We start from the raw sequence: 16,959 nt of genomic DNA on the forward strand, positions 1-16,959 counted from the left end.
GGACGGCGGCATGCACAACGAGCAGCGCAGCCTGTGGGATATCCTGGACACGGAGCCGACGGGCGACGAGCGCGCCCTCAAGCGCGCGTATGCGAAGCGCCTGAAGGTGACGCGTCCCGAAGACGATCCGGCCGCCTTCCAAGAGCTGCGCGAAGCGTATGAATACGCGCTGCGCCATGCGCACCTGTTTGCGGAGGAATTTCCGGAACCGCAAGCGGCAGCAGCCGAAGCGCCAGAAGCGCCGCCCATGGAACCGGCAGACCTGTGGGGCGTCATCGACGAGGCGGTGCAGGAAGCGCCTGCGGAACTGTGGGGCATCATTGCCCAGGAACAGCCCCCTCCCCCGGAACAATGGGGCGTGGTCGCCATCGACCCGGCGCAGGAAGCGGCCAACCTGTGGCAAGGTTGCCTGGCGCAGGCGCGGCATGCGGATGCCGGCGACGTGCTGGCCCGCATGCTGCAGGACGACGCCATGCTGAACCTTGACGTGCGCGAGGAATTCGACCTGTGCGCGCTGCGCTATTGCGCCAGCGCCGGCTATGACCTGGCGCTGCGCCAGGCACTGTTCGAGCAACTGGGCTGGGACCACGACTTTTCCTACCTGGTGCGCAGCCATGCGGACCTGGTGCGCGGCGCCGTGCAGCGTCACCGGGCAGACCGCTCGTTCGCCCATTTCAGCGACAACCGCGACAGCTACCCCGGCCTGGACTGCATCATGTCGCAGCAGCCGCCAAGCGCCTACGCGCGCCAGCTGTTCGACCGCAAATTCACGCTGCAGCTGCGCGAACTGCTGCACGCGATACGCTGGCAGCACAGCGAGATGCTTGCCTGCAAGCTCGATACAGACCTGTTCGAGCAGTGGGAACACGCCGTCCATGCCAAACGCTACTTCAAGCAGACGGCGCTGGCCTCGGGCGGCCTGGGTTCCGTGCTGCACTTCATGCTCGCGGGTGTGCTCGATGCGGCCGGCTTCAAGCTCGGCGACACGGCTGCCTATGCCAGCCTGCTGGGCTTCCAGGCGCTCGCCTTTTCCCTGCTGGCCATGCATGCCTTGCGCTGGCCGGCGCCCCTGTTCGCGCGCCTGGAAGCGCTGCAGGAAACGTTGCAGGAACGCCTGCCCGTGCTGTGGCAACGGCCCGGCTTGCGGCAACTGAGCTGGATCGCGCCCTACCTCGTGCTGGCCTTGCTGCTGTTCTTGCCCGAACGCGGCGAGACCATGCGCCTCGTCACGGCGGCCGGCCTGTGCGCGTCGGCCCTGCTCGCGTATGCGATGAACCGCCAGCTATTGCATGGCATGCTGCTGTTCCTGTGTCTGGGCCTGTCGCTATTCGCGGCCATGTTCATGAGCGGCAGGGGCCAGTCGGCGCTGGCCATCGGCGATGCCATGCCATTGATGTTTTGCCTGGCGGCGCTGGCCCTGCGCAGCGCCACCGGTCTGTATGGCGATTGCGGCTGGCCAGAGGCGCTCTTGCCCCGCCTGCGCGCGGCATGGCTGATCGGCTGCGCGGGCTTGCTGCTGCAACTGTATTTGCAACTGCTGCCGGCCGCCTTCGTCGGCGCCGCGCTGTATGTCTGGTCGTGTGCCGGCTTGCTGTTTTCCCCCAGCGATTTCAAATGGAAGACGATCTGGCCGGTGGTGCTGGTGCCGTCCATCGCCACTTTCGTGCTGGCCAGCCAGGCCCCGGCCATCCGCGCCATGCCGATGATGCATAACGGCGTCGAACTGGCCCTGGCCGTGCTCTATTTGACCTTGCGCTACATGTATCTGACGTACGGCAAGTCCTTTTCCAAATCCGGGCTGTCATAATCAGCTCCACGAATTCAACCGCAACCACTTAACACCGAAACAAGCGCCATGTCCACACAAACCAATTTATTTGACGATGCCCAGCCTGAGCCGATCGAGCCGGATGAACCGGTATTCGACGGCGAAGCGCTGACCCTGTCCACCTTCGCCGAGCGCGCCTATCTCGACTACGCCATCTCCGTCGTCAAGGGCCGCGCCCTGCCCGACGTGTGCGACGGACAGAAACCCGTGCAGCGCCGCATCCTGTATGCGATGAATGAGCTGGGCCTCAATTCCACGGCCAAGCCCCGCAAATCGGCGGCCGTGGTCGGCGACGTGCTGGGTAAACTGCATCCGCATGGCGACCAGTCCGTGTACGACGCGCTGGTACGCATGGCGCAGGATTTCTCACTGCGCTACCCACTGATCGATGGCCAGGGCAACTTCGGCTCGCGCGACGGCGACGGCGCCGCAGCCATGCGTTACACGGAAGCGCGCCTGACGCCGATCGCCAAACTGCTGATGGATGAAATCGGCATGGGCACGGTGGACTTCCAGCCCAACTACGACGGCTCGACGGAAGAACCGAAACTGCTGCCGGCGCGCCTGCCGATGGTGCTGCTCAATGGCGCCTCCGGCATCGCCGTGGGCCTGGCAACGGAAATCCCGTCGCACAACCTGGCGGAAGTGGCGAAAGCAGCTGTCGCCATGATCCGCGATCCGAAGATGACGCACGCCGAACTGATGGCCATCATTCCCGGCCCGGACTTCCCCGGCGGCGGCCAGATCATCACGCCGCCGTCGCAAATCCAGGACATGTACGCGAGCGGCCGTGGCAGCATGAAGGTGCGCGCGCGCTGGAAGATCGAAGAGCTGGCGCGCGGCCAGTGGCAAGCCGTCGTGACGGAACTGCCACCGGGTACCTCGTCGCAAAAGGTGCTGGAAGAAATCGAGGAACTGACGAATCCGAAGATCAAGCTGGGCAAGAAGGCGCTGTCGCCGGACCAGGTGGCCCTGAAGGCGCTGATCCTCAATTCGCTCGACACCATCCGCGACGAATCGGGCCGCGCCGCGCCCGTGCGCCTCGTGTTCGAACCGAAATCGAAGAACCAGGACCAGACGGAGTTCATGCTGATGCTGCTGGCGCATACGTCGCTGGAATCGTCGACCTCGATCAACCTGGTGATGATCGGCGGCGATGGCCGTCCGCGCCAGAAAGGCCTGGGCGACATCCTGCGCGAGTGGATCGATTTCCGCTTCGAGACCGTCACGCGCCGCACCGGCTACAAACTGGGCAAGGTCAAGGACCGCATCCATATCCTGGAAGGGCGCGAAGCGATCCTGCTCAATATCGACAAGGTGATCCAGATCATCCGCAATTCGGATGAGCCGAAGGCGGCCCTGATCGACGCGTTCAAACTGTCCGAACGCCAAGCTGACGATATCCTGGAAATCCGCCTGCGCCAGCTGGCGCGCCTGGAAACGATCAAGATCCAGCAGGAACTGGCCGAGCTGCGCAAGGAAGAAAAATCGCTGCAAGACCTGCTCGACAACCCGGGATCGATGAAGCGCGCCATCATCCGCGAAATCGAAGCGGACGCCAAGCAGTTCGGCGACGCGCGCCGCACCCTGATCGAGGAAGCGCAGAAAGCCGTGGCCGAACAGAAGGTGGTCGATGAACCCGTCACCGTCATCATTTCGGAGAAAGGCTGGGTGCGCGCGCGCACCGGCATCGGCCACGATGCGGCGCAGTTCACCTTCAAGGCCGGAGACAGCCTGCATGGCGCCTTCGAGTGCCGCACGGTCGATACCCTGCTGGGCTTTGGCAACAACGGCAAGATTTACTCGGTCCCCGTCTCGGCGCTGCCCAACGCGCGCGGCGACGGCGTACCGATCACGACCTTGTGCGACCTGAGCGGCGGCACGCCCGGCAACGCCGTGCGCATCCTCCATTACTTTGCGGGCAATGGCGCCACCAGCTTGCTGCTGGCGTCGAGCGCCGGCTACGGCTTCATCGCCAAGGCGGGCGACATGACGAGCCGTCTGAAAGGCGGCAAGGCCTTCATCACCCTGGACGACGGCGACGTGCCTCTGGCGCCCAAAGTCATCCCCGAGGCAGCCAGCGCCCTGGCCTGTCTGACGGAAGGCGCGCGCCTGCTGGTGTTCGGCCTCGATGAAATGAAAACCCTGTCCAAAGGCGGCACGGGCGTCAAGCTGATCGACCTCGATGCCAAGGACAAGCTGCTGGCCGTGCAGCCGATCACCCAGCGCGGCGTGGTGGTCTCGGGCATCGGCCGGGCATCGAAACCGCAGGATGCGTCGCTGGGCGCCACGGCCCTGGCCGAACACTTCGGCAAGCGCGCGAAGAAGGGCAAGGCGCTGGCGGCCAAGCTGAAACCGGTATCCATGGCGGCCATCGGCTGATCGCCACCCCGTCATACGAAAAGACAGGTTCGCCTGTCTTTTTTTTTCGCCTATCGCCCCGTAGCGGCCGCAGAGAAAATAGTTGTACAGATAATTTTACAGATACGTCCCGCGCTCCCGTTATCCCTGCAGGCATGCCACCGGCATGCTGCCCACGGAGAGGAGAACAGCGATGACAAACAACGTTTCAGGCAAGCGGTCATGCAGCGCCTGACCCCGGCCGAACGGCTGGTGGCGGCCATGGCGGCCGAAGGCTTGCCGTATAAAAGCATCGCCAGGGAACTGGGCAAGTCGCCGGCCACCGTACGCAACCAGTTGCATGCGATTTACCAGAAGCTGGGCGTGGGCAACCGCACGGCGCTCGCGTACAAGCTGCGCGGCACGCCTTAACGCCGCGACAGGCGCAGCACCTCGGGCGTCGCTTCAACGATGTCGATCACCTCCTGCGCCCCGCTAGCATCACCCACGGCATAGCGGCCCATGCCCAAGGGATGCAGCCGGGTCACGGGGCCGGCGCGGGGCCGGTCATCGGGGCCGGGCGTCATGGACGTCAAGGCCGCCTCCCCTGGTGCCATGGCGCCGGCGGGCGCGCCTAACTCGAGCACCTTGCGCCCCTTGCGGCTGGGAGGAAAGGCGAACGTGGCCGTGGGCCGGTACACCTCGACACCGTCTGCATCCTCCTCGAAGGAATGCGTCCAGCTGCCGCTGGGCAAAGCCATCGTCATGCCGTGCATGCCGCCTCCCGTTGAACAGATTGTCATCAGAAACACGATACCACGCCGCCCAGGCTTTCATAGCCGCTCACGGAAGGCGACCAGACCGTGCCGTTCCACGCCTTGTGGAACAGGGCACCATTGGTGCCCGTGACAAACACGTCGAGGCGGTTCGGCGCCCAGGCCGTGGCGCGCGGACGCGAGGTGCAGATGCCCCCCAGGTTTTCAAAGCCCGTCAGCGACGGACTCCAGGCGCTGCCGTTCCATGCCTTGTGGTACAGCGCGCTATCCGTGCCGATGACGAACAAGTCGAGCCGGTTGGCACCCCACGACACGGCTTCCACTTCGCCCACGCAGATGCCGCCCAGGCGTTCGAAGCCATCGTTGGACGGCCCCCATTTCGCGCCATCCCACCATTTGTGGTACAGCGCGCCATCGGTGCCCGTGACGAACACGTCGAGACGGTTCGGCCCCCACGCCACCGCCTTCGGCGACGAGGTGCAGATACCGCCCAGGCGCTCGTAGCCCGTCAGCGACGGTCCCCAGGCCGTGCCGTTCCACCACTTGTGGTACAGGGCCCGGTCCGTGCCGATGACGAAGACATCGAGGCGGTTCGCCCCCCACGCCACGGCTTCCGGCTGGCCCAGACAGATGCCGCCCATGGCTTCGTAGCCCGTCAGCGACGGTCCCCAGGCCGTGCCATTCCACCACTTGTGATACAGGGCCCGGTCCGTGCCGACGACAAACACGTCGAGGCGGTTCGGCCCCCAGGCCACGGCGCGCGGGTCGCCCACGCACAAGCCGCCCATCGCTTCATAGCCGGTCAGCGACGGTCCCCAGGCCGTGCCGTTCCACCATTTGTGGAACAGGCCGCTGTCGGTGCCCGTGACGAACACGTCGAGCCGGTTCGGCGCCCACGACACCACCTGCGGCGCACTGGTGCAGATGCCGCCCTGCCCTTCATAGCCGGTGACGGACGGCGCCCAGGCCGAGCCATTCCAGGCCTTGTGGTACAGCGCGCGGTCCGTGCCCAGCACGAAGACGTCGAGGCGGTTCGCGCCCCAGGCCACGACGGGAGAAGAGCTCTGGCGCGGCGTGGCGCCCGTGCCGCCCCCCGTGCCGATGCTGGCGCGCGGACCATCGAGGCAAGCCTGCATGCGCGCCACCTGGCCCGCCGTGAACATGAACATGGCGGGATCGTCGACATAATCCATGTAGTTCATGAACATGTCGCCATTCGGCCCATTGCTGCAGGAAACGTGGGGGAACGAAGGCTGGCCCGTGTTCGGCCCGCCCTGGTTCGGCGTATCGGCTACATTGTCCGTGCCCGAGCACCCGGTGCCGTCGTCTCCCCAGATATGGTTCAGGTTTAGCCAGTGGCCGATTTCATGCGTGGCCGTGCGCCCCAGGTGGAACGGCGGCGCCGCCGTGCCGCTCGTGCCGAAGGCCGATTGCAGGATCACCACGCCGTCGGTGGCCGCCGGGCCGCCGGGGAACTGCGCGTAGCCCAGCAAGCCGCCACCGAGCTGGCACACCCAGATATTCAGGTAGCTGTCGGCCGGCCAGGCATCCATGCCGCCCGTCGCCTGCGACTTGACGGCATCGTCCGCGCCAAACGAGGCGACCGTCGTCTGGCGCCGCTCGATGCCGCTGGTGGCCGCACCATGCGGATCGGTCGTGGCCAGCGCAAACTCGACGCGCGCATCGGCCGTCAGGGGCAAAAATGGCGCCGGCGTGCTGTTCACATCCGGGTTGACGCGTCGGAAGTCGCGATTGAGGACATCGATCTGGCTGGCGATCTGCGCATCCGAAATATTCTGCGCGGCCGTATTCCACACCACGTGCACCACCACCGGTATCTGCGTCACACCGGAACGTCCGGCAATGCTGCTGTCGCCCTCGTAAAGTCCGGCCAGGTTTTCTATATCGGCGCGCACGTTCGCATAGGATGGATCTTCGGTCAGCAGGCGACGATGCACGTCCATCGTGGCGCAGGTGCGCGTCTGCGGCGTACCGCCACCCTGCCCCCCATCGCCGCCGTTGCCACCGCCACCATCGCCGCCCATGCCGCCGCCACCGATCTGCATGCAGCTGGTGCCCGCCATGCCTTGCGGCGCCTGCTGCATGCCGCCGCCCGGCATGGCGCCGGCATCCACGGCGGTCGCCCCCTGGGCGAGCGCCGTCTGGTCGGCATACGACACGCCCAGGCGCGGCCCCGGCATAGCGTCGCCGCCCGTCGCATCAGCATCGGCCTGCATGTCGCCCTCGACCGGCATCGCCTGCATGGAAGACATGGCGGACATGCCTTCAGCCGAACCGGTGGCCGGTGTTTTTTTCGTTTTAGCGGTGCTCATGATGTCTCCCTTCGTCTGTTTGCCAGATCACTATGGCACGGCGAAAAGAGGAGCATTTGCGGCAGATCAAGACTGGCAAGCGACGCCAGGGAAAAGTGGCGGACGAAAAAAAAGACAGCCGAAGCTGTCTTTGGGGTTTGCGGGCCGTGGCCCGCAAACGGGGAATTACTTGGCGGCGGCTGCCTTGACTTCAGCGTCGGCCTTGGCCTTGGCTTCTTCCGTCTTGGTGGCGGCCAGGGCCTTGTCGGCGTTCGCTTCCACTTTTTCCTTGGCGACCTTGGCGTTCGCTTTCACGGCCGTCTTGGTGGCTTTCGCATCGGCCTTGGCATCGGTTTTATCCGCCTTGGCTTCCGCTTTCAGCTTGTCTTCCGCATCAGCATTGACGACTTTGTCGTGTGCCTTGGCCTTGGTTTTGTTGGCCTTGTGGTGGGCGTCGGCTTTCTTGTCATCGGCCTTCATTTCCGCCTTGGCGACATTCGCGTCAGCCTTGGCATCGACTTTGGCTTCCGAAGCAACAGCCTTGTTGACGTCTTTTTGCGCGGAAGCCTGGGCTTTCACAACGGCTTCCGTGGCCGGTGCGGTTTGCGCGAAGGCGGCGGTGGCAAACAGGGTAGCGATCAGTGCGGCGAGTAATTTGTTCATGATGTGACCTTTCAATATGGTTTAATTTTATTCTTACTAAAGGCGGGCAAAATGTTCAAAATTTGCCAGGCATCGCGCTGTTTCTTGATGTAGCGCAATGGCATGACTTCATAGTAAAGATAACTGGCAAACCACACAGTGCGTTAGCGCACTCAACGGGAAATATGTGCATTTCGGCAAACTTCCCATCGAGCGCGGCCGTACGCTGCAGGATCTCACACGCTGACGGCCAGGGCCGCGTGGCGCGCCGCCACCCACTCCTCGTTGGCCGGTTCCACGCCCACCACGATGCGGCTGGCATCGCTGGAAATGCGGCTGGCATTGCGCGCATTCGCCTGCGCATCGAGCACGGGGCCAATAAAGCCCAGCTCGGCGCAGATGCGCTGGCGCAGCTCGGCGCTGTGCTCGCCGATACCGGCCGTAAACACCAGCATGTCCAGCCCGCCCAGCACGGCCGTCAGGGCGCCGATCTCGCGCACGATGCGGCGGATGTATAAAGCCAGCGCGGCGCGGATGCGCTCGCCAGTGGCATCCTGGCGGTCCTGCTGCGCCAGCAAGACCGGCGGATCGGCCGACACACCCGACACGCCCAGCAAGCCCGATTCGTGGTACAGCACGTGCGCTACCTTTTCCAGCGACAGTTTTTCGATTTCCATCAGGTAGATGACGGCGCCCGGATCGAGCGAGCCGCAGCGCGTGCCCATCATCAGGCCGTCCAAGGCGGAAAAGCCCATGGTGGTGGCCACGCTGTGCAAATTCTCCATGGCGCACAGGCTGGCGCCACTGCCCAGGTGGGCCACGATGACCTTGCCACGCGCGACAGCGCCGAAGCGCTGCTCCAGCACCAGCGACTGGTATTCATACGACAGGCCGTGGAAGCCGTAGCGGCGCAAGCCCCGCTCCCACGCATCGTACGGCAGTGCCAGCATCTGCTCGACCTGCGGCACCGTGTGGTGGAAGGCCGTGTCGAAGCACGCCACCTGGGCGATGTCGGGGCGCGATTCGAGCAGCACCTCGATCGCCTCCAGGGCGAACGGCTGGTGCAGGGGCGCGAGCGGCACGAAGCTTTTCAGGTCCGCCTGCACGGTGAAATCGATGCGCACGGGGGCGAAATACTTGCTGCCGCCATGCACCACGCGGTGCGCCACGGCGCGCAGCGCACGCCCGTCCAGCTGCGCCACCACTTGCGCGCGGATATATTCGAGGGCCGCGTGATGCGGTTGCTCCGGGTCCAGCTGCAAAGCGACGGCAGGCAGGCCGCCGGCGCGGTACGTGGCATTTTCGCGGCCGATGCCTTCGACCTTGCCGCTCCATTGCGCCTGCTGCGGCAACACGCCGCCCGCTTGCTCGAACAGGGCGAACTTGATGCTCGACGAGCCGCAATTGAGCACCAGGATCAGGGTGCCATCGGCATGGGGGATTGGCGCGTTCATGGCGGCGTGCTCCGGTAATGGTTGGCCAGCATCACGGCGATGGCGCACGAGGCGATGCGGCTGGCGCGCGAGTCGGCGCGGCTGGTCAGGATGACGGGGATTTTCGCGCCCAGCACGATGCCGGCGCTGTCCGCGTCGCCCATATATTCGAGCTGCTTGGCCAGCATGTTGCCGCTTTCCAGATCGGGCACCAGCAAGATATCGGCGCGGCCCGCCACCTCGGAGACGATGCCCTTGACGGTGGCGGCGGCGATCGAGACGGCGTTATCGAAAGCCAGCGGGCCGTCGAGGATCGCGCCCGTGATCTGGCCGCGGTCGGCCATCTTGCACAGGGCGGCGGCATCGAGCGTGGCGGGCATGTCCGCGTTCACCGTTTCCACGGCGGCCAGGATGGCCACGCGCGGCCTGGCCACGCCGATCACGTGCGCCAGGTCGATGGCGTTGCGCACGATGTCGGCCTTCATGGCCAGGTTGGGCGCGATATTGATGGCGGCGTCCGTGATGATGAAAGGACGCGGATACGCGGGTGTCTGCATCAGGAAGCAGTGGCTGATGCGGCGCTTGGTGCGCAGGCCGGCGCTGGCCGACAGCACGGCCGACATCAGTTCATCCGTGTGCAGGCTGCCCTTCATCAAGGCTTCCACTTCGCCCTTGCCCGCCAGTTCGGCGCCGCGCGCAGCTGCCGCATGGCTATGCTCGACGTCCTCGATGGCGATGCCGGCCAGGCTCAGGCCAGCTTCCAGCGCCACCGCCTCCAGGCGCGCGCGCGGCGCCACCAGCACGGGCGTGATCAGGCCGGCCGCATGCGCGTCGAGCGCGCCGGACAGGCTCAGTTCATCGCAAGGGTGGATCACGGCCACCTTGATCGGACCCAGGGTGCGCGCGTGTTCCAGCAGGCGCCGCGTGCCGTCGCCGTTATGCAGGCGTACCTCGGGCAGGGTGGCGCGCTGGCGTTCGATCTGCTCGGCGGGCGCGATCACCTGCGCCTCGCCGTCGAGCACCACGGCGCCGTGCTGGTTGACGCAGCGGCACGCAAGGGTCACGTGGCGGCTGCGCGGCTCGAGGGCCGTGACGGTGACGCTGATGGCCAGCGTATCACCCACGCGTACGGGCTGCAGGAAGCGCAGGGTCTGGCCCGTGTAGACGGTGCCGGCGCCGGGCAGGCGCGTGCCCAGCACGGCGGAAATGAGGGCCGCGCCCCACATGCCGTGGGCGATCACGCCCTGGTAGCGGCTGGCCGCGGCAAATTCGGCATCGAGGTGCTGCGGGTTGTCATCGCCCGACATCACCGCGAACAGGGCGATATCGTCCATGCTCAGGGTGCGCGTGATGCTGGCGCTGTCACCGATGGCGATCTGGTCGAAGGTGCGGTTACGTACGATATTCAAGTCATCGTCTTGGGTAGTAGTCATCGTGGTCTTCTATACAGGGGTAATGTGTTTGGCCGGCTTGGCTTTTGGCCCGGCAGGGGATGAGCGCGCGTCCGACGGCAACGCCTTCGCTTGCGCCTTGATCGCGCGATCGAAGACGTCCAGCATCTGCTGCAGGCTCGCTTCCTCGTCCGGCGTCGGCGCTTCGGGCACTTGCAGCACTTGCTGCAGCCATTCGGACAGCGCGCCGATGTCGTCCGGGCTGGCGCGCGACAGCAGGACCGGCAAGGCGGCGATGGCGGCATCGAAATCATGCAGCATCAAGCGCGCCTGCTGGCGCACGATGCCGCGGAATTCCTCCATGTTGACATCCTGCCGGTACTGCGGCTTGATCAATTTCAGGGCCAGGTTGACCCTGCGCTCGTCGGCGATCATGCGGAAGCGGTAGATGTAGAACAGCGCGCGCACGGCCGCTTCCACCAGGCCGCCCCGCTGCATGTCCTCGTCCATCTTGCGCGTTTCGCAACGCACGTATTCGCAATGCTCGGGCGAGATACCGGGATGGGGGCGCGGCGGCGTCGTGTCGCCGATGGCTTGTCCCGTCAGCGCCTGCACCAGCGGCGAGCCGTACACCAGGTCAAAGGTGGTTTCCTGCAGCGTATCGCGCCAGTCGCGCCAGCTGTTCAAGCCGGCCGTGATGGCACCTGAAACTGCTTCCTGCATGGCCAGCAGCGGGTTGTCGGGCGCCACCGGCTGGCGGTGGGCGCGTACTTTTTCCGCCTCCCTGGCCACCAGCCTGGCCAGCGGATTATGGTCCGTCCAGCGTTCGTACGACACGCGCAGCGGATGCGCGAGCTGCAGGAAGCGCGCCGACTGCGGCGTGACCATGGCGCGCACCCACGGCTGCGCAAACGTGCGGTACAAGGCCAGATTCACTTCGGACACGCGCGCGGCGGCGGCGAACTTACGGTCGTTTTCCACACTTGGCTGCACGATGGCGCGCACGTCCTCGATGCCGCGGTGCTCGACCTGCAGCACATAGTCGCCGCTGGCCAGGTCGGCGTTCGGCGTGTCGGGCGTCTTGTCGACGATCCTCGCTTCGTAAATGCCGGCCGGCAGCAGGTTGATCAGGTCGATATTGCTGGCGAATTTCTGGTGTTCCTTGTGCCCCACCTTGGCCGAGACGAAGATGCCCAGGTGGCCGATGCTGTCATGCACGGCATACACGATGGTCTGGTCGTGCAGCAGCACATCCTTGTCATCGCGGTACAGGTCCGTGATCCAGCCCAGCGCCTGCGGCGGCGGCGTGATGTTGTCGCCGTTCGAGCAAAACACGACGATGGGCGAACGGATATTGCGCAAGTCCAGGCGCACGCCATCGGACGTGATCAACTCCGCCGTGGCCAGGCGGTTGCCGATGAACAGATTGTCGACGATGTACTGCATCTCGACGTCGTTCAGGAACACGTGGCCGCCCCAGTACTTTTCAAATTCCAGGTAACGGGGCGCTTCCGTGTCGATGTTCGCATACAGGTTGTACTGCTTGCTCCACAGGGTGTTGGCCGGGTTGAGCTTCTCGAAATTCTGCACCAGGCTGGCGCCGTCGAAACGGCCGTTGCCCAGGTCGCCCGCCAGCGCCGTGGCCCAGCTGCCGCCCATCAGCCCACCGGCGTAGCGCATCGGATTGCGGCCATGCCAGCCGGCCCAGTACGACACGGGCGCGCCGGCCACGATGATGGGACCGAACAATTCCGGACGCATGGCCGCCGTCATGAGGATTTGCCAGCCAGCTTGGCAATTGCCGATGACGACGGGCTTGCCCTCGCTGAGCGGATGCAGGGCGATGACTTTTTCCAGGAAAGCCGCCTCGGCGTGCATCACGTCTTCCACCGTCTGTCCCGGCACGGGATCGGGCAGGAAGCCGATGAAGTAGCACGGGTGGCCGGCGCGCAGGGCCACGCCGATTTCGCTTTCCGCCTTGAAGCCGCCGATGCCGGGACCGTGCCCGGCGCGCGGGTCGACGACGACGAAGGGCCGCTTCGACGGATCAGGTTCGGGTGCATCGGGCGTCAATATGCGCGCCAGGCCGTAGTTGACGGGACGCGCCAGTTCCAGGCCAGACATCACCAGTTCGGCGGGGAAGTCCAGCACGTTCGGCACTTCCTCGGCCATGTGCTCCTGGTACTGGTTGCCGCGCCGGCGCATCACGTCCGCGTACAACACGATGCGCTGCCACGAGTCGCGTGCATAGTCGCCCAGCACGCCCAGCGACGGCAAGCCGCCGGTGGAGAAAAATGGTGCAGCTTCGATCTTCATGGCTATCCTTTTCATGCAAAAAACGCCGGACCATTCCGGCGCGGGGGCTACGCCATCTGGCTGATGGTCTTGCGAAAGCGCGCCAGCGCGAAGGTAAACAGGGCCGTGCCGATGGCCAGCAGGGCCAGGAACGGCTTCCACACCACGTCGATGCCGGCGCCCCGGTACAAAATTGCCTGGCTCAATTCGACGAAATGCGTGGTTGGGGCGATCAGCATGATGTTTTGCACCAGCTGGGGCATGCTTTCGCGCGGCGTGCTGCCGCCCGACAGCATCTGCAGCGGCAGCAGCACGAGGATCAGCAGCATGCCAAACTGCGGCATGCTGCGCGCCACGGTGGCGAGGAAAATACCCATCGACGTGGTGGCAAACAGGTGCAGCGCCGCGCCGCACAGGAACAGCGCGATCGAGCCTTCGATGGGCACATGCAGCATGCCGCGCACCACCAGGTTCAGCGACAGGGCGGCGGCCAGCAGCACCACCAGGCCCATCGACCAGACCTTGCCCAGCATGATTTCGGCCGGCGTCACGGGCATCACCAGCAGATGCTCGATGGTGCCGTGTTCGCGTTCGCGGATCAGGGCCGCGCCCGTGAGGATGATCGACAGCATCGTCACCTGGTTGATGATTTCCATCAGCGAGCCAAACCACGCCTGGCTCAACGAAGGATTGAAGCGCGCGCGCATCACCAGTTCCACCGGCGAGACCGTCGCGCCCCGATAGCGTTTGGCGAATTCGGCCACTTCGCCGGCGACAATCTGCTGGATATAGCCGCTGCCGCTGAAGGCCTGGCTCATGCGCGTCGCATCCACGTTCAGCTGCAGCTCCGCCTGGCGCCCGCCCAGCACGTCGGCCTGCAGCTTGGGCGGTATCGTCAGCACGAAGGTGTACTGGCCCGCGTCCAGGCCCGCATCGACCTGGCTCTGGTTGATCATGGCCGGCGGCGTGAACTGGGGCGGGAAGAAGGCCGAGGCGATGCGCCCGGACAGGGGCGAGCCATCCTCGTCGACGATGGCAATCGAGGCCATGTGCAGCGTTTCCGGCTTGGCCGTGGCAGCCACATAGATGGCCAACGTAAACGTGTAGAGGATCAGGATCAGCATCATCGGATCGCGGATCAGGCTCCAGATTTCCTTCACGCCCAGGCGGTAGATATTTTCAAGATGCCGCATATCAGCTCTCCTGTTTCTTCAGCAGCGCCACCGTCACGCCGAGGATCACGGGAATGGCGACGATCAGGGGCCAGAACGAGGCATGCAGGTCACCAAAGCCCAGCGCCTTGTTGAACACCCCCCGGCTGATATTGAGCATGTGCGTGGCCGGGTACATCAGGCCGATGGCCTTGCCCACGCCTTCCATCGACGAGACGGGATTGAGCAGGCCTGAAAACTGGATGGCCGGGATCATGGTGCCGATCATGGTCACGAACAGGGCCGCGATCTGGCTGCGCGTAAACGTCGACGCGAACAAGCCGATGCCGGTGGCGCAGATATTGAAGATGAAGGTGGCGCCGATCAGGGTCGGCAGGCTGCCCTTGATCGGCACGCCAAAGGCGGTGACCGCCAGCAGCGCCATGAGCACGAAGTTGAGCATTGCCAGCAGCACGTACGGCACCTGCTTGCCGAGCAAAAATTCCAGGCGCGTGACGGGCGTCACGTACAGATTGATGATGGAGCCCAGCTCCTTTTCACGCACCACGGACAACGCCGCCAGCATGGCCGGCAGCATCAGCAGCAGCAAGGGAATCACGGCCGGCACCATCGCCGGCAAGCTTTTCACGTCCGGGTTGTAGCGGTAGCGCGTCTGGATGGCAACCGGATTGTTCATCGTGATGCCATAGCGGTGCAAGGCCTGGTCGGCCAGCCACAGCTGATGCATGCCCTGTACATAGCCCTGCACGGTTTCGGCGCGCATCGGCATGGCGCCATCGATCCACGCGCCCACCTGGGCCGGTGCGCCGCGCTGCACGTCGCGCGCGAAGCCGGGCGGAATTTCTATGGCCAGCGACAGTTCGCCGCTGCGCATGCGCTTGTCGATATCGGCATAGTCGCGCAAGGGCGGTCGCTCGATGAAGTAGCGCGAGCCGGCCAGGTTGTTCGTGTAATTCTGGCTCAAAGTCGTCTGGTCGTGGTCGAGTACCGCATAACTGAGGTCTTCGACGTCCAGGCTGATGCCGAAGCCGATGACGAACAGCAGCAGGACGGAGCCGCCCAGCGCCAGCGTCAGGCGCACGGGATCGCGGCGCAGTTCCAGGGTTTCGCGCCACATGTAGCTGAGCATGCGTCCCAGGCTGAAACGGCTGCGCCGGTGCTGCGGCGCTGGTGCCTGCACTGCCGCTTCCTGCGCGGGCGCCGGCGTTTCCTGCACTGCCGCGGGCGCCGTGCTGCCGCCCGCCTCTTCCAGGTAGGCGATGAAAGCCGCTTCCAGCGACGGTGCGCCCTTCTTGCGCACCAGTTCTGCCGGCGCATCGCTGACCAGCACTTTACCCGCGTGCATCAGCGAAATGCGGTCGCAGCGCTCGGCCTCGTTCATGAAGTGGGTGGAAATGAAAATGGTGACGCGGTCGCGCCGCGCCAGCTCTATCATCAGGCGCCAGAAATTGTCGCGCGCGATGGGGTCGACGCCGGACGTCGGCTCGTCGAGGATCAGCATTTCCGGCTTGTGCACCATGGCCACGGCCAGCGACAGCCGCTGGCGTATGCCCAGCGGCAGGCTGTCGGGCAAGTCGTCCATCACTGCGCGCAAGTCGAAGCGCTGTGCCATCTCGTCGATGCGTGCAACGATTTCAGCTTCCGGGACGTGGAACAGGCGCGCGTGCAGCACCAGGTTCTGGCGCACCGTCAGTTCGCTGTACAGAGAGAAGGCCTGCGACATGTAGCCGACCCTGCGGCGCGTGTCGATATCGTTGGAATCAACCTCCTTGCCGAACAGCCAGGCCTTGCCTTCCGTCGCTGGCAAGAGGCCCGTGAGCATCTTCATGGTGGTCGACTTGCCGCAGCCGTTCGATCCCAGGAAGCCGAAAATCTCGCCGCGACCGATACGGAAATTCACATGGTCGACGGCCGTGAAATCGCCGAAGCGCATGGTCAGGTCTTTGGCCTCGATGGCCACGTCCTGCGCACTGGCCGCATCGAGCGGCGTGATGACGACGGGCTGGTGACCGGCGCGCTTGGCGTCGGGCAGCAGCCTGATGAAGGCCGCTTCCAGGTTGCCGCTGTCCGTGCGCGCCAGCAGTTCGGCCGGCGTGCCCGTATCGAGCACCTTGCCGTCGTCCATGGCCACTAACCAATCGAAGCGCTGCGCCTCGTCCATGTAGGCGGTGGCCACCATCACGCTCATTTGCGGGCGCTGCACGCGGATGCCGGCGATCAGGTCCCAGAACTGGGCGCGCGCCAGCGGATCGACGCCAGTGGTGGGCTCATCGAGAATGAGCAGGTCGGGATCGTGGATCAGCGCGCAGCACAGGCCCAGCTTCTGCTTCATGCCGCCCGACAGCTTGCCCGCCGGGCGCGCCAGGAAGGGCTGCAAGCCCGTGCTGCGGGTCAGCTGGTCGATGCGGCGGCGGCGTTCGGCCGCGTCGTGGCCGAACAGGCGCGCGAAAAACTGCAGGTTTTCCTCGACAGACAAAGTCGGATACAGATTCTTGCCCAAGCCTTGCGGCATGTAGGCGATGCGGGGGCAGACGTCGTCGCGGTGACGCGCATCGCGCATGTCGCCGCCCAGCGCCATCACGCTGCCCTGCTGCACGGCACGCGCGCCGGCCACCAGCGACAGCAGGCTCGATTTGCCCACGCCATCGGGCCCGATCAAGCCCACCATGCGGCCGGCCGGCACGTCCAGGTCGATGGCGTCGAGCGCCACCGTCTTGCCGTAATGCTGGCTGACGCCCTTGATGCTGACGACAAAGGAGTTCACGTCCAT

Annotated in this window: 11 protein-coding genes; 3 read left to right on the forward strand and 8 right to left on the reverse strand. The window is 65.1% G+C overall.

The window, feature by feature from the left end; all coding sequences use genetic code 11:
- Positions 1-10 precede the first annotated feature (10 nt).
- The 3 genes from VPH40_RS14340 (at position 11) to VPH40_RS14350 (ending at position 4,600) form a co-directional block, all read left to right on the forward strand.
- Positions 11-1,807, forward strand: a complete 1,797-nt coding sequence (locus tag VPH40_RS14340; protein ID WP_328573751.1) for a J domain-containing protein — start codon at positions 11-13, stop codon at positions 1,805-1,807.
- Positions 1,808-1,855: 48 nt separating this feature from the next.
- The gene (gene parC / locus VPH40_RS14345; RefSeq protein WP_328573752.1) at positions 1,856-4,210 is read left to right on the forward strand and encodes a DNA topoisomerase IV subunit A; all 2,355 of its coding nucleotides are present in this window, start codon (positions 1,856-1,858) and stop codon (positions 4,208-4,210) included.
- Positions 4,211-4,411: 201 nt separating this feature from the next.
- Complete coding sequence (locus VPH40_RS14350) at positions 4,412-4,600, forward strand: helix-turn-helix domain-containing protein (RefSeq protein ID WP_099666489.1); 189 nt, start codon at positions 4,412-4,414, stop codon at positions 4,598-4,600.
- Here the strand turns inward: VPH40_RS14350 and VPH40_RS14355 are convergent.
- The 8 genes from VPH40_RS14355 to rbbA form a co-directional block, all read right to left on the reverse strand.
- Positions 4,597-4,971, reverse strand: coding sequence for a hypothetical protein (locus VPH40_RS14355; RefSeq protein ID WP_328573753.1), 375 nt, complete (start codon positions 4,969-4,971; stop codon positions 4,597-4,599). The genes VPH40_RS14350 and VPH40_RS14355 overlap by 4 nt on opposite strands.
- Positions 4,971-7,277 (reverse strand): M43 family zinc metalloprotease, encoded by a 2,307-nt coding sequence (locus VPH40_RS14360; protein ID WP_328573754.1) that lies wholly within the window; start codon positions 7,275-7,277, stop codon positions 4,971-4,973. The genes VPH40_RS14355 and VPH40_RS14360 overlap by 1 nt, the downstream gene beginning before the upstream one ends.
- 165 nt (positions 7,278-7,442) lie before the next feature.
- The gene (locus tag VPH40_RS14365; protein WP_099666487.1) at positions 7,443-7,919 is read right to left on the reverse strand and encodes a hypothetical protein; all 477 of its coding nucleotides are present in this window, start codon (positions 7,917-7,919) and stop codon (positions 7,443-7,445) included.
- A 215-nt stretch (positions 7,920-8,134) separates the two neighbouring features.
- Positions 8,135-9,352, reverse strand: a complete 1,218-nt coding sequence (locus VPH40_RS14370; RefSeq protein ID WP_328573755.1) for an acetate/propionate family kinase — start codon at positions 9,350-9,352, stop codon at positions 8,135-8,137.
- Positions 9,349-10,764, reverse strand: a complete 1,416-nt coding sequence (locus VPH40_RS14375) for a bifunctional enoyl-CoA hydratase/phosphate acetyltransferase (protein WP_251350238.1) — start codon at positions 10,762-10,764, stop codon at positions 9,349-9,351. Before VPH40_RS14375 ends, VPH40_RS14370 begins: the two co-directional genes overlap by 4 nt.
- 9 nt (positions 10,765-10,773) lie before the next feature.
- Positions 10,774-13,038, reverse strand: coding sequence for a DUF3141 domain-containing protein (locus VPH40_RS14380; protein WP_328573756.1), 2,265 nt, complete (start codon positions 13,036-13,038; stop codon positions 10,774-10,776).
- A 47-nt stretch (positions 13,039-13,085) separates the two neighbouring features.
- Entirely contained in the window at positions 13,086-14,210 is a 1,125-nt protein-coding gene (locus tag VPH40_RS14385) for an ABC transporter permease (RefSeq protein WP_099666483.1), read from the reverse strand.
- A gap of 1 nt (position 14,211) precedes the next feature.
- Positions 14,212-16,959 carry a ribosome-associated ATPase/putative transporter RbbA gene (gene rbbA / locus VPH40_RS14390; RefSeq protein WP_305062788.1) on the reverse strand — a complete coding sequence of 916 codons (2,748 nt, stop codon included), beginning with the start codon at positions 16,957-16,959 and terminating at the stop codon, positions 14,212-14,214.

Source organism: Janthinobacterium sp. P210005 (genome assembly GCF_036231865.1).
GTDB lineage: Bacteria > Pseudomonadota > Gammaproteobacteria > Burkholderiales > Burkholderiaceae_D > Janthinobacterium > Janthinobacterium kumbetense.